The organism is Ammonicoccus luteus (genome assembly GCF_050880385.1).
Lineage (GTDB): Bacteria > Actinomycetota > Actinomycetes > Propionibacteriales > Propionibacteriaceae > Enemella.
Genome location: NZ_JBNZCI010000002.1, coordinates 252,086 through 265,734, shown reverse-complemented (window position 1 = coordinate 265,734; position 13,649 = coordinate 252,086). Strand labels below are relative to the sequence as shown.

Below are 13,649 nucleotides of genomic sequence, written 5' to 3'. Positions count from 1 at the left end.
GCATGAACGCGATCTGCGCTGGGTGGTGGATGGAGCAACTACACTCACACGCGTGCAGACACGACGATCGACTGAGTTGTTCGACCGCGCCCAGAAGGTCATCCCGGGTGGGGTGAACTCGCCGGTCCGCGCTTTCCAGGCCGTCGGCGGCACCCCGCGGTTCATCGAGCGGGCCTCCGGGCCGCATCTTTATGACGTGGACGGGAACCGTTACGTGGATCTCGTTTGCTCCTGGGGGCCCATGCTGCTGGGTCACGCCCATCCCGAGGTGCTGGCGGCGGTCGGCCGGATCGCAGTCAGCGGGACGTCGTTCGGTGCCCCCACCGAACTCGAGGTCGAGTTGGCCGCCGAGATTGTCGACCGCACGCCGGTCGAACAGGTGCGGCTGGTCAACTCCGGCACCGAGGCGACGATGTCGGTGCTGCGGCTGGCCCGCGGCATCACCGGACGCGACAAGATCCTCAAGTTCGCCGGTTGTTATCACGGGCACGTCGATTCCCTGCTCGTCGCCGCCGGCTCCGGCGCCGCGACGCTCGCGATCCCGGGCTCCCCGGGAGTGACCGAAGCAACGACGACGGACACGATCGTCTGCGAATACAACGACCGAGCCGCGGTCGCGGCGGCGTTCGCCGAACACGGCGACGCCATCGCCTGCGTGATCACCGAGGCCGCGCCCGGCAACATGGGGGTGATCCCGCCCGCTGTCGGCCCGGACGGCGAGAACTTCAACGCCTTCCTTGCCCGGACGGCGCGCGCCCATGGCGCGCTCTTCATCTCCGACGAGGTCATGACCGGTTTCCGCGTCTCCCGGTCCGGCCAGTTCGGCCTCGACGGGGTCGAGCCGGACCTCATGACATTCGGCAAGGTGATGGGCGGCGGTTTCCCGGCCGCGGCGTTCGGGGGCTCCGCCGACCTGATGGGTCACCTCGCACCGGCCGGCGCCGTTTATCAGGCAGGCACCCTGTCGGGCAATCCCGTCGCCACCGTCGCGGGTCTCACCACCCTGCGGCTGGCGACCGACGAAGTCTATGCGCGCATCGACGCGACCGCCGAGCGGTTGCGTGGGGAAGTGGCGGCCGCCCTCACCGCGGCAGATGTGGCGCACGTCATCCAGCACTCCGGCAACCTGTTCTCGGTCTTCTTCACCGATCCGGGCGTCACGTCGGTCCCGGACTATGCGACGGCCAAGCAGCAGCACGTCGATCGATTCCGCGCGTTCTTCCATGCGATGCTCGACCAAGGCGTCTATCTGCCCCCGAGCGCGTTCGAGGCATGGTTCCTCTCCGCGACACATGACGAGGCCGCGTTGACACGTATTGTGGAGGCGCTGCCCGCTGCCGCCCGGGCCGCCGCCGACGCCTGAACCACCCCACGAGCACCCCAGGAGCCCGCCACCATGTCGAAGGCCATCGTCCACCTGCTGCGTCACGGTCATGTCGAGAACCCCAAGGGCGTTCTTTATGAGCGCCTGCCGGACTTTCACCTGTCCGAGGTCGGTCGGCAGATGGCCCTGCGGTTGGCGGAACACACGGCGGACATGGACCTGGTGCATCTGCGCTGCTCACCGCTGGAGCGGGCCCAGGAGACGATCGCCCCGATCGCGGAGCGGCACGGTCTCGAGGTCGTCACCGATGAGCGGGTGATCGAGGCCGGGAACAACCTGCGGGGCCGCGTGTTCACCGGCAAACTGACGCAACTCGCACACCCGATCGTGCTGTCGAAGCTGTGGAACCCCCTCCGGCCGAGCTGGGGCGAGGCCTATCGCGACATCGTGTCCCGAATGCGCGCCGCGATCGTCGATGCCGCCGCTGCCGCGGAGGGTCAGGAAGCCCTGATCGTCAGCCACCAGCTTCCGATCTGGATGGCCCGCCGTGACGCGGAAGGTCGGCCCCTCGTTCACGATCCCCGCAAGCGCCAGTGCACGCTGGCCTCACTCACGTCGTTCACCCTCATCGACGGCCGGGTGACCAAGGTCGACTATTCGGAGCCTGCGCTTGATCTCGTGCCCGCCAAGAACCGGGTGGGGCAGAAGAAGTTCGTCGCAGGAGCCTGATCGGGTTGCAGCGGTCCATTCCCCATCGCCTGGCCATCGCACTGGTCGGGATCTTCCTCGTCGTTACCCTCGCAGCCTGCAGCGCCGGATCGGGCGGCGCCGAGGGTTTCGTGGCCGGCAAGACCGGCCTCACCCGCGTGGCGGTCACGGACCGGGTCGAGGCGCCGATCACGACAGGTCCCGGTCTGGGCGGCGGCGAGGTCACGACCCACCACCCGGGCAAGGTCGTCGTCATCAACGTCTGGGGATCCTGGTGCGAGCCCTGCCGGGCCGAGGCGGCCGATCTCGAGGCCGCCTGGCAGGACACGAAGGATGTGGCGCAGTTCGTCGGCATCGACACGCGCGACCCCGACCCCGCCCCCGCCATCGCGTTCGTCCGCGCGTTCGGCATCACCTATCCGTCGATCTTCGACCCCCAGGGCCGCAGCTTGCTGGAGTTCTCGGGCACGCTGCCACCCTCGGGCATTCCGAGCACCCTGATCGTCGACGCCGACGGCCGGATCGCTGCCCGGATCATCGGTGAGGTCGACCGGACCACTCTCACCGGACTTGTCCGTGACACCGCCGAGGGGCGCTGACGGCCAATGATCCTGCTCGACATCGGCACGTGGGCCCAAGGCGCCGTCAGTGGCGGTCTGTTGCTGGCGCTGCCGGTGGCGCTGCTCGCCGGGCTGGTGTCGTTCTTCTCCCCGTGCGTGGTGCCGCTGCTGCCGGGTTATCTGTCCTATGCCACCGGGCTCAGCGCGACCGACGTCATGGAGGGTCGAGGCCCACGGCTGCGACTGCTCGCCGGATCGGCGCTGTTCGTCTTCGGATTCGCGTTGGTGTTCGTCCTCCAGGGGGTGGCCGCCGGCTCCATCGGTCGGGCGCTCCTCCAGCACCAGCGTGCGCTCACAATCGTGCTCGGCATTCTCGCAATCCTGCTGGGGCTGATCTTCGCGGGCCTCGTCCCGCTCGGCCAGCGTGACCTGCGGTTCCACCGGGTCCCGAAGGTCGGAGTGGCAGCTGCGCCCCTGCTCGGGCTGTTGTTCGGGCTCGGGTGGACCCCCTGCATCGGCCCGACCCTGGCCGTGGTCCTCAGCCTCGCCATGACCGAGGGGTCCGCCGTGCGGGGTGGGGTCCTCGCCTTCGTCTATGCCCTCGGACTCGGCATCCCGTTCGTCCTGGCAGGGCTGGCGTTCGCCCGGATGAACAAGGTGGTCCGGTTCGTCCGGCGGCACCAGCGGCTGCTGATGCGCATCGGCGGCGGGTTGATGGTCGCGGTCGGCGTGCTGTTGCTCAGCGGTGGGTGGGAGGTGCTCATGGCCGAGGTCCGCCAATGGGCCACGGGATTCGACGTGGTGATCTGACATGAAGAAGAATGCCGATGCCTCCGCGCTCTCGCCGCGCGAATTGTTGCGCTTCGCGTGGACCCAGCTGACGTCCATGCGGACGGCGCTGACGCTGCTGTTCGTGGCCGCGCTGGCGGCGATCCCCGGGTCCCTGATTCCACAGCGACCGGTGTCCCCGGTGCAGGTGACCGACTTCATCAACAACAACCCGACCCTGGGCCGGCTCTATGACGCCCTGGGACTGTTCGAGGTCTATACCTCGCCTTGGTTCTCCGCGATCTATCTGCTGCTGCTGGTTTCCCTGCTGGGCTGCATCATTCCCCGCATCGCCGTCTATTGGCGGGCCGTCCGGGCCGAGCCGGTCCAGACCCCGCGCAACCTGTCGCGCCTGCCGGCGTACGCGAAAGTCCCTGCCCGCGACGACGCGGTCGACGCGGCGGAAGCGCATCTCAAGGGTCGCCGTTTCCGCGTACGCCGCATCGACGAACCCGACGCCACCAGCCTCTCCGCCGAACGCGGCTATCTCCGGGAGGCCGGGAACCTCGTGTTCCACCTCTCGCTGGTCGTGCTCCTGATCGGCGTCGCGATCGGCGTGCTCTTCGGCTATCGCGGGACAGCGATCGTGCCCGTGGGTGGTGGTTTCGCCAACACGCTGTCGCAGTACGACGAACTGACCTCCGGAGCGGAGTTCACCGACCTCGATCTGGATCCCTTCAGCATCGTCATCGACGACTTCGTCGTCCGCTTCGAGACCGGGCGGGTCAACACCGGCCAGCCACGCGAGTTCACCGCCCGTGTCCGGGTCACCGACCGTCCCGGTGCGCCGGAGCGCGCGGAGACCATCGAGGTCAATCACCCGATCGAGGTCGGCGGTGCCCAGGTGCATCTGCTCGGGCACGGCTATGCGCCGCGGATCACGGTCCACGATGGCAACGGGGACGTCGCGTTCTCCGGGCCGGTGGTCTTCCTGCCCCAGGACGGCAGTTTCACCTCAAACGGTGTGATCAAGGCCCCTGACGCTCGCCCCGATCGGCTCGCGTTCGAGGGAATCTTCGTGCCCACGGCGCCTGTCGACGACCCGATGCCCCGGTCCCTGTTTCCCGATTCCTACAATCCGGAGCTGTTCCTCAACGCCTTCCACGGGCCACCACGGGAATCGACGGGGGCACCGGAGAACGTCTATTCGCTCAACAAGGACGGCCTGACCCAATATCTGCAGGACAACGGGGACCTGTTGCGCTTCCGGTTGAAGCCGGGGGAGCAGTACGCGCTGCCGGACGGTCGCGGCGCGGTCGTCTTCGAGGGCTGGCAGCGGTGGGTGCGGCTGCAGGTGAGCTATACGCCGGGATTGCCGCTTGCGCTCGGGGCGGTCCTGGTGGGGGTGGCCGGGCTGTGCCTGTCCCTGTTCATCCGGCCGCGACGGCTCTGGGTGCGGGTAAGGCCCGATGGGACCGCCGAGGTCGCCGGGCTCGACCGGGCCGAGGCCCGCACCGGATTGGCGGAAGCCGTCGGCGAACTGGGCGAATCGGTGCTGCAGCCGGATGCGACAACGACGAAAGCCCGCGGCTAAGCGCGCGGGGTGGCAGGATAGGCGCGCTAGGAGGACTCAATGGACGCACTGGGGCAATATTCGATGCTGGCGATGGTCACCGCGGCGGTGATCTATCTCTTCGCGGTGTTCGCGCACGCGGCCGAATGGGCCGCGGCCCGCAACGCCGGCGCGGTGGTGACGAAAACCAAGGGGCGCGTTCCGGTGCTGGTGGGCGGCGCACCCGCCGAGCTTTCGGACGCTGAGTTCGCCGAACCCGTGGACGAACCGGCCGAACCCGAGTCCGCGAAGCAACGCACGAACCTGTTCGGACGCATCGGGATCGCGCTGACCAGCGTGGCCCTCGCCTCCCAGATCGTCGCGGTCGTGCTGCGCGGCATGGCAGCCGATCGACTGCCGTGGGGGAACATGTATGAGTTCACCTCCACCTCCCTCGTCTTCGTCGTCGCCGTCTATCTCGTGATGGCCCTGAAGTTCGGCCAGCGGTGGCTCGGCCTGCCCGTGGCGATGCTGTCGACGATCGGGCTGGGCCTCGCGGTCACCGTGTTCTATGTCGACGTCGCTCCGCTGGTGCCATCGCTGCACTCGGCGTGGTTCCTGTTCCACATCCTCGCCGCGACGGTCGCGGGAGCGGCTTTCACGCTCAGCGGGCTGAGCGCGATCCTCTATCTGTTGCGGCGCCGGGCCGAGATGGGCGGGGTAGTGCGTGGCTATCTCGCCAAGGTGCCGTCGTCGGACGCACTCGACCGGTTTACCTATGTCATGTCGGCGTTCGCGTTTCCGTTGTTCACGTTCGTGATCGCGGCCGGTTCGATCTGGGCACAGTACGCATGGGGCCGCTATTGGGGCTGGGACCCCAAGGAGACCTGGTCCCTGGTGACTTGGGCGATCTATGCGGCGTATCTCCATGCCCGCTCGACCGCGGGTTGGAAGGGAAAGCCGGCTGCCATCATCGCGATTGTCGGCGCGGTGTCCTTCTGGTGGAACTTCGTCGGGATCAACCTGTTGGTGAGCGGGCTGCACTCCTACGCGAAGTAAGGCGTCAGCCCTTGGCCCACTGACGGGCGATGGGCAGCACGACGCGGGCCGGTGCAACCGCGGCGACGAAGGACGTAAGCCGATTGAGCGGGCCGTCCACGACCTCGAGGGCGTCGCGGTTGAGCGCCCGGAACGTGGACTGCACCACCTGCTCCGTCGTGCGGCGCCGCGGGAGCATCCCGGGGGAACCGGTGTTGGCCATCCACTCGGTGTCTGTCGCACCGGGACACACCGACAGCACACGCACCCCAGTGCCGCGGGTCTCGGACCACAGCGCCTGCGAGAAGCTGCGCACGTAGGCCTTGGTCGCCCCATACACACTCATCGTGGGCCAGGGCTGGAAACCGGCCGTGGAGGCGATGTTGATGATCGCACCGTGTCTGCGTTCGATCATGCCCGGGAGGAAATGGCGCGCCAGCTCCGTGAGCGCCACACAATTGAGCTCGATCTCGCGGATGATTCGGTCCGGTTCGAGCTCGGCAAAATTGCCCTTGGTGCCGAACCCGGCATTGTTGACCAGGACGTCCACCTGCACGCCCCGGTCCGTCACCTCGGCCATCAGGGCGCGGCGGGCGGCGCGGTCGGTCAGATCGGTCGGCAGCACGGTTGCGGCTCGCCCGTGCCGCTGCAGCACGCCCTCTGCCAGTTCCTTAAGTTCGTCGGCCCGGCGGGCGACGAGGATGAGATCGAGGCCTGCGCGGGCCAGAAACTCCGCGTAGTGCCTCCCCAACCCGCTCGAGGCACCGGTCACCAGGGCAGTGCCCTGCAGGGAGAACGAATGGTCGGGTCGCTTTTCGGCCATGGCCCATACCCTAGCCACCACGAATCACTGCCTAGGATGACTCCATGGCTTCACCACTGCCGCACTATGACCTGTGCGTGATCGGTTCCGGGTCGGGCAACTCCCTTCTCGATGAACGCTTCTCCTCGATGAAGGTTGCGCTGGTCGACAAGGGCATCAACGGCGCGTTCGGCGGGACCTGCCTCAACGTGGGGTGCATCCCCACCAAGATGTTCGTTCGTCCGGCCGACTTGGCGACCGCGCACGCCGAAGCAGCGCGCGTGGATGTCGCGCTGGCGCCGGGCAAGCCGGACTGGCCGGCCATCCGCGACCGGATCTTCGGCCGGATCGATGCCATCTCGAACTCCGGCAAGGACTGGCGGATCGAGAACGAGCACATCACCCTGCTGGAGGGTGAGGCCCGTTTCACCGGCGAGAAGACCCTGGGGGTTGCGGGCGGCAAGCTCACTGCGGACCGGTTCGTGATCGCGGCCGGTTCGCGACCCCGCCCGTTCGACGTCGAGATCCCCGAAGGGGTCACCGTGCACACGTCGGACACGGTGATGCGGCTCGAGAAATTGCCGCGCTCGATGGTGATCGTCGGAGGTGGTTTCATCGCGGCCGAGTTCGCTCACGTGTTCTCCGCCTATGGCACCCGCGTCACGATCATCAACCGCTCGGGCACCCTGCTGCGCCGGGAGGACGAAGATGTCGCGCGGCGCTTCACCCGGCTGATGTCCCGCCGCGTCGCAGTCCGGCTGAACCAGAAGCTCGCCAGTTTCGAGCCGGACGAGGATGGGCAGATCCTGGTCGTGACGACCGATGCCTCCGGGATCGAATACGAGTACGCAGCCGAGGTCGTCCTCAACGCCACCGGTCGGATCCCCAACGGGGACACGATGAACCTCGCGGCGGCCGGGGTGGAGATGGATGACGGGGGCCTGATCGTCGTCGACGAGTTCCAGCGGACCACGGCCGACGGCATCTTCGCCCTGGGTGATGTGTCGTCCCCGGCGCAGCTCAAGCACGTCGCCAACCACGAGATGCGCATCGTCCAGCACAACCTGCTGCATCCCGACGACCTGATCCCGGCCAATCACGATGCCATCCCGCATGCGGTGTTCAGTCAGCCCCAGATCGCCGCGGTCGGCGCCACCGAGCAGGAATTGCGGGAATCGGGACGGCGTTACGTCAAGGCCGTCCAGGACTACGGCTCGGTTGCCTATGGCTGGGCCATGGAGGACCGCGAGTCTTTCTGCAAGCTCCTGGCCGACCCGGAGACCGGTCAACTTCTGGGTGCGCACATCCTGGGTGAGCAGGCCCCCGTGCTGATCCAGCCGCTTATCCAGGCGATGAGTTTCGGCCTCGGGGTGCGGGAAATGGCACGCGGACAGTATTGGATTCACCCCGCGCTGGCCGAAGTGGTCGAGAATGCGCTGCTGTCGTTGGCGGTTCCGGGCTATGAGCGCGAAGCGAACGCGGTGGATGAATGAGGGCGGTTCGACTGATACCCGTGCTCGCTGCCGCGGTGCTCGGTTTCGTGGGCTGCACCACCCCGGTCGCGACAACTGACGCGCCGACCCCTACTGCTACGCCTCCGGCCGCTTCGCCGTCGGTTGGCGAGGAGACCGCATTGCCCACACCGACCTCTGTCGAGTCCCCACCCGCCGTCGGTCAAGAGGTCTGCAGCGCGCTGGTCGACCGGCTGACTCCCGAGGACCGGATCGGTCAACTCTTCATGGTGGGCAAGACCAGCACCGAACCCGTGGGCGAGGACTATCGCCGGATGCTCACGGAGTCCCGCGCCGGGCATGTGGTCCTGCTCGGCAACTCCCGCGACGGCACCGCCGGGATCAAGGAGTTGACGGACAACCTGCGGAGGGCTGCGACCGAGACCGAGGGCATTGGCCTGTTCGTCGCGGTGGACCAGGAGGGCGGAGCGGTCCAACGACTGAAGGGCCCCGGTTTCGACAACATGCCCGCCGCCCGCGTGCAGGCCAATCGACCGCTCCCGGAGTTGCAGCGCTCGGCGCAACACTGGGCACGGCAACTCAGTGCTGCCGGCGTGGACGTCAACCTCGCGCCCGTGGCCGATATCGTCCCCGCGGACCATGTCGCCGACAACGCCCCGATCGGTCAGCTGGAACGCCACTACGGAGAGACACTGGACGAGGTCGGCCCACGGGTCGAGGCGGTGGTGCGCGGCCTGGACGAAGCGGGTCTTGCGAGCAGCCTCAAGCACTTCCCGGGTCTGGGGCGCGTCGCAGGGAACACCGACTTCACGGGCAATGTCGCCGACAACGCGATCGGTCGCAGGGACGCCGGACTGGCGGCCTTCAGGGTTGGCATCGACGCAGGTGCGGACATGGTGATGATCGCCACGGCGAGCTATGAGCGCATCGATCCCGGAGTCCCAGCGGCGTTCTCAGCGGTAGTTATCGACCGCATGCTGCGCGGCGACATGGGGTTCACCGGGGTGGTGATCTCCGACGACCTCGGGGCGGCCCAGCAGGTCGCGGACATCCCACCGGGCGAGCGTGCCGTCAGGTTCCTGGCTGCCGGTGGCGACATCGTCATCAATGGGGATGCCGGTCTGCAGTCGGAGATGACCCAAGCGGTCCGGGACCGGGCCGCAGCAGATCCGGAGTTCAACGAGGAGATCAAAGCCAAGGCCACGCGGGTGCTGATTATGAAGGCGAACCGCGGAGCCGTGAGCTGCCTGCCGTCCTGACGAGACGTCAGGGACCGACCCGGAGGTCGGCCATGGCCTGACGGGCCGGAGCCTCCCATTCGGGGCTGACGTTCGGGATCGACGCGGAGAAGATGCTCGACCGGCCGTCGCCGGTGTCGACGATCAGCACCGCGAGCCACTCGCCGTCGGTGCGGAGCCCGGGGATCCGGAACGACAGGTTCGTTTCGAGGAGCCAACCGTTGTGGCCATCGACCTGCACCGCTTTGCTGACCCGGTCGTCGCGGGTCACTTTGGCGTCCCCGTAGAACCCGCCGATGATGCACGTGGCGACGATCGCCGAACCATCCTGCGGGTTGAAGAAGCCGTCGCCGGCCCGGAGTTCACCGACCATCACCGATGCGACCCAGCCCTGTCGCTGTCCGTTGACGTCATAGCCATCGACCAGGATGTCCTGTTTCGCAGCGTTGAAGCCGAACGGAATCCGCACCTCCTGGGAGGGTGGGCTCCAAGGTGCGGGCAACTCCGGATAGGAGAGCAGCCCGCCATAGACACGGCCGTTCCGGCTGGCTTCCTCGGTGGGCGGCTGGAGATCGAGGTCCGGACAGATGGGCTGCTCGACCGTCGGCCGGTCTCCAGCAGCCGGCGACGACTGGTTGGTGACGCCGCGAACGATGAAGCCCACGACCACGACGAGCACCACGACGATCACCGCGGCCGCAATCACCCAGCCTCTGCCACCGCGCCGCGACTCCTCGGGTGCCGCCGTGGGCTGCAAGCCGGTTCGGGGCTCCTCGACCGGATCTCCGGGACTGCCCACCGACGAGGACGGCGGCGGTGACTGTGGGCTAGGGGACAGGACAGCCGACCAGGCCGAGCCGTCCCAATAGCGGAACATCCCCGGTTGGCCGCCGGGATCCGGATACCACCCTGCTGCGCTCACAGATCAATCCTAGGAAGACGACAAGGCCATGTCTCAGCGCAGTTGGGCGATCGCATCCCGCACGGGTCCGCGCGCGGACTCCGGCAGCGGCGTATAACCGAGCTCGCCCAACGCGGCCTGTTGCGGATCCGAGGCCAGAAAACCGAGGAAGTCCTTCAGGAGCAAGGTCTTCGCCCGAGGCGTGAGCCCGGTCGTGCAGACGATCTGATAGCTCACGATCTGCAACGGGTAGGCCCCAGCGGGCGCATCGACATAGTTCGGGGTGAGCCGGAGCTCTCCGTCCCGTTCGGACATCTCTGCCCGGGCCAAGCCCGCCGCTGCGGACTCAGCAGTCAACTCGACAGGGCCGGCGCCACTGTCGATCCGGGCAACGGTGAGGCCGTTGTCCCTGGCCGCCGAGAGTTCGACGTAACCGATCGAGTTCGGCGTCCCGCGCAGGGTGGCGAGCACTGCGGCACGGCCGAGACGCTCACCGGTGCCGGCCCACTCCTCGCCGACCTTGTCGGCCGGCCACGCACCGTTGTCCGCGAGATAGCGGGTGAGTCCCGCGGTCAGACCGCTTTGGTCCTCTCGGGCGACAACGTCGATCGCGCCGTCAGGAAGAGGCAGCCCCGGGTTGAGGTCGGCGATCGCCGGGTCGTTCCAGCGGGTGACCCCACCGTCGAAGATCTTGCCCAGAACGGGCGTCGACAGGGTCAGCTGGTCAACTCCCGGAAGGTTGACGACGATGGCCACCGATCCCGCCACCAACGGCAGGCTCCGGGCCTCCCCGGCCGTGCATCGGTCGGCTGCCGCGGCCTGCTGATCCTGCGTGAGGAGCGTCTCCGATCCGGCCCAGTCGACCGTGCCCGCCAGGAACGTGCTGATCGCCGCCTCGGAATCGGTTGCCTCGTAATGAATGCCGACCCGGTCGTCGCACACGGCTTCGTAGGTCGCGGCGACGTGGTCGATGGCGTTGTGCTGCGCGGTTGATCCTGCACCCTTCAATTCCTGGCCCCCGGGACACCGGGCCGGTCCTTGGTCGACCGTCTCGTCGTCAGTGAGGTTCGTCTGCGCGGTGCCACACCCTGCGATGAGCAGGCAACTGACCACTGCAGCGATCAGAGTTGCGGCTCGTCGGGTGCGGTGGTGGTTGAACATCGGGCTCCTTCACGCGTGTGACCGCCGGACACGGCCGGGACCGTGCCGCGACAGCCTACTGGTCAGCTGAGTGCGTCCACGGCTGCCCGGACCCGTTCGCGCACGGCCGGTGACAGGGCGACTCGGCCCGATTCGGCCAACTCGGCCTGGGTCTCGTCGGCGACGAGATAGGTCACCCAGTCGCGCTCGAGTGGTGCGAGGTCGGAGCGCGGGGCGGCCGAGCACACCACCTGATAACTGATCCGGGCGATGGGCCAGGCGTCTGCGGCGGTTTCCGGGGCGGGCAGCACCAAGTCGTGTCCGTCACCGGCAGGCAGCAGTGCTTCCACCCCCCGCTGGGCGGTATCGGCGGTGAGGGCCAGCGGTTCGTCCTGCAGCAGGCGAAGCAGCGACGGCTCGGTGGTCTCGTCGGGCTCCGGGGTCGGTGTCGCGGTCCGGGCGGTAGCGCCGGGGGACGAGACGGTGCCCGGCGACTCCGTGTCCGCCGGGGACGGCGTCGGCGTCGGGCTGGGCGAGGGTGTCGGCGTCGCCACGGGTTGGGGGAACTGGGATTGCTCGACATATCCGATCCCGTTCGCCGTGCTGCCCACGGCGTCGAAAACCTCCTTGGCGCTGCCCCGGGCTTGCCCGGCGCCGCGCCAGGACGGCGTGCCCCCAACGGGCCAGGCCTCCGGTGCTGCCCTGTTCAGATAGTCGCCCAAGGCCCGGGTGGCGCCGGTGCGCCCGGACCGGAAGAAGACTTCGATGCGTTCGTCGGGCAACGTCGCGCCCGGGTTGGCAGCGAGGATCTCCGGGTCGTTCCAATGGGTGATGACACCGGAAAAGACCTTCGCGAGAGTGCCCGGGCCGAGCGTGAGGGTGTCGACGCCGTCGATGCGATAGACGATTGCGATCGGGTCGGCCGCGACCGGGAGGTGCCAGGCTGGATGCCGCAGGCACCGCACCTCGGCCTGGCGCAGGCTCTCCTCGTCCAGCGGGGTATCTGTTCCCGCGATGTGCACAAGGCCGTTCACGAAGCTGGTCGTGCCGCCGTCCCTCGCCGAGCCGACTGTCAGCCGAGCCCGGTTCTGGCAGGACGCGCTGTAGTCGACCGACTGGGCGTCCAACAACGGCTGATCGCTCGTGGTGGTTTCGATGAGCAGGTCCCCGGGCGGGCAGGGTGCTGCTTCGTCCATCGTGGGGGAGGGGGCTGTCGGCAGCTCCTCGGGTTGCGGTGCTTGGCAGGCGGTGAGCGCCAGCGCGGCCACGAACAAGCCGGCCGCCACCCGGTAAGAACGGAACGGCATCACCCCAGTCTAGGACCGGGATGATGCCGTTCTGTGCATCGCTCGCTGAGCGTCGTCAGCCGAAGCGGCCGGAGATGTAGTTCTCGGTGTCCTGCTGCGAGGGGTTCGAGAAGATCGTCTCGGTGCGGTCGAACTCGATCAGCTTGCCGGGCTTGCCGGTGCCCTCGATGTTGAAGAAGCCCGTCTTGTCGGAGACACGAGCGGCCTGCTGCATGTTGTGGGTGACGATGACCACGGTGTAGTTCTGCTTGAGCTCCTGGATCAGATCCTCGATGGCGAGGGTCGAGATCGGGTCGAGAGCGGAGCAGGGCTCATCCATCAACAGCACCTCGGGCTTGACCGCGATCGCACGGGCGATGCAGAGACGCTGCTGCTGCCCACCGGACAGGCCGCCGCCGGGCCGGTCGAGGCGGTCCTTCACCTCTTCCCAGAGGTTCGCACCGCGCAGCGACTGCTCGACGAGGTCCTGCTGCTCCGAGCGCGGCATGCGCTTCGAGTTGAGCTTGACCCCCGCGAGCACGTTGTCGGCGATCGTCATGGTCGGGAACGGGTTCGGCTGCTGGAACACCATGCCGATGTGCCGGCGCACCCGCACCGGGTCGACGTTCTTGGCATAGAGGTTGTGGCCGTCCAGCAGCACCTCGCCCTCCACCCAGGCGCCCGGGGTGATCTCGTGCATGCGGTCGAGGCTGCGGAGCACGGTCGACTTGCCGCAGCCCGAGGGGCCGATGAACGCCGTCACGGCGTTCGGTTCGATGAGCATGTTGACGCTCTCGACTGCCTTGAACTTCCCGTAGTAGATCGACAGGTCCTTGAGTTCAAGTTGCTTTCCCATGTGT

At 67.8% G+C, this 13,649-nt stretch carries 13 protein-coding genes; 8 read left to right on the top strand and 5 right to left on the bottom strand.

The window, feature by feature from the left end:
* Positions 1–52: 52 nt before the first annotated feature.
* The 6 genes from hemL to ccsB are packed head-to-tail and all read left to right on the top strand — an operon-like array spanning position 53 to position 5,971.
* On the top strand, positions 53–1,363 hold the full coding sequence (hemL, locus tag ACQ260_RS06575) for a glutamate-1-semialdehyde 2,1-aminomutase (protein ID WP_432558619.1): 1,311 nt from the start codon (positions 53–55) through the stop codon (positions 1,361–1,363).
* A 33-nt stretch (positions 1,364–1,396) separates the two neighbouring features.
* Positions 1,397–2,053, top strand: coding sequence for a histidine phosphatase family protein (locus ACQ260_RS06570; protein WP_432558618.1), 657 nt, complete (start codon positions 1,397–1,399; stop codon positions 2,051–2,053).
* Between the two features lie 5 nt (positions 2,054–2,058).
* Positions 2,059–2,631, top strand: a complete 573-nt coding sequence (locus tag ACQ260_RS06565) for a TlpA family protein disulfide reductase (protein ID WP_432558617.1) — start codon at positions 2,059–2,061, stop codon at positions 2,629–2,631.
* Between the two features lie 6 nt (positions 2,632–2,637).
* A complete protein-coding gene (locus ACQ260_RS06560) occupies positions 2,638–3,402 on the top strand; it encodes a cytochrome c biogenesis CcdA family protein (RefSeq protein WP_432558616.1) in 765 nt (254 codons plus the stop codon).
* 1 nt (position 3,403) lies between these two features.
* Positions 3,404–4,954 (top strand): cytochrome c biogenesis protein ResB, encoded by a 1,551-nt coding sequence (resB, locus tag ACQ260_RS06555; protein WP_432558615.1) that lies wholly within the window; start codon positions 3,404–3,406, stop codon positions 4,952–4,954.
* A 39-nt stretch (positions 4,955–4,993) separates the two neighbouring features.
* Positions 4,994–5,971, top strand: coding sequence for a c-type cytochrome biogenesis protein CcsB (gene ccsB / locus ACQ260_RS06550; protein ID WP_432558614.1), 978 nt, complete (start codon positions 4,994–4,996; stop codon positions 5,969–5,971).
* Between the two features lie 4 nt (positions 5,972–5,975).
* On the opposite strand, the gene ACQ260_RS06545 is transcribed toward ccsB, so the two are convergent.
* Positions 5,976–6,773 (bottom strand): SDR family NAD(P)-dependent oxidoreductase, encoded by a 798-nt coding sequence (locus tag ACQ260_RS06545; RefSeq protein ID WP_432558613.1) that lies wholly within the window; start codon positions 6,771–6,773, stop codon positions 5,976–5,978.
* 56 nt (positions 6,774–6,829) lie between these two features.
* On the opposite strand from ACQ260_RS06545, the gene ACQ260_RS06540 reads away from it, so the two are divergent.
* Complete coding sequence (locus ACQ260_RS06540) at positions 6,830–8,245, top strand: mycothione reductase (RefSeq protein ID WP_432558852.1); 1,416 nt, start codon at positions 6,830–6,832, stop codon at positions 8,243–8,245.
* A 20-nt stretch (positions 8,246–8,265) separates the two neighbouring features.
* Positions 8,266–9,483 (top strand): glycoside hydrolase family 3 N-terminal domain-containing protein, encoded by a 1,218-nt coding sequence (locus ACQ260_RS06535; protein WP_432558612.1) that lies wholly within the window; start codon positions 8,266–8,268, stop codon positions 9,481–9,483.
* A gap of 7 nt (positions 9,484–9,490) precedes the next feature.
* Here the strand turns inward: ACQ260_RS06535 and ACQ260_RS06530 are convergent, their stop codons facing one another.
* The 4 genes from ACQ260_RS06530 to pstB all read right to left on the bottom strand — a co-directional run bounded on the left by ACQ260_RS06530 (position 9,491) and on the right by pstB (position 13,645).
* Positions 9,491–10,384, bottom strand: a complete 894-nt coding sequence (locus tag ACQ260_RS06530; RefSeq protein ID WP_432558611.1) for a DUF2510 domain-containing protein — start codon at positions 10,382–10,384, stop codon at positions 9,491–9,493.
* 33 nt (positions 10,385–10,417) lie between these two features.
* Complete coding sequence (locus ACQ260_RS06525) at positions 10,418–11,524, bottom strand: substrate-binding domain-containing protein (protein WP_432558610.1); 1,107 nt, start codon at positions 11,522–11,524, stop codon at positions 10,418–10,420.
* Between the two features lie 62 nt (positions 11,525–11,586).
* Positions 11,587–12,810: a substrate-binding domain-containing protein gene (locus ACQ260_RS06520; RefSeq protein ID WP_432558609.1), complete on the bottom strand. Its 1,224-nt coding sequence runs from the start codon at positions 12,808–12,810 to the stop codon at positions 11,587–11,589.
* A 55-nt stretch (positions 12,811–12,865) separates the two neighbouring features.
* Positions 12,866–13,645, bottom strand: a complete 780-nt coding sequence (gene pstB / locus ACQ260_RS06515) for a phosphate ABC transporter ATP-binding protein PstB (protein ID WP_432558608.1) — start codon at positions 13,643–13,645, stop codon at positions 12,866–12,868.
* Positions 13,646–13,649 lie beyond the last annotated feature (4 nt).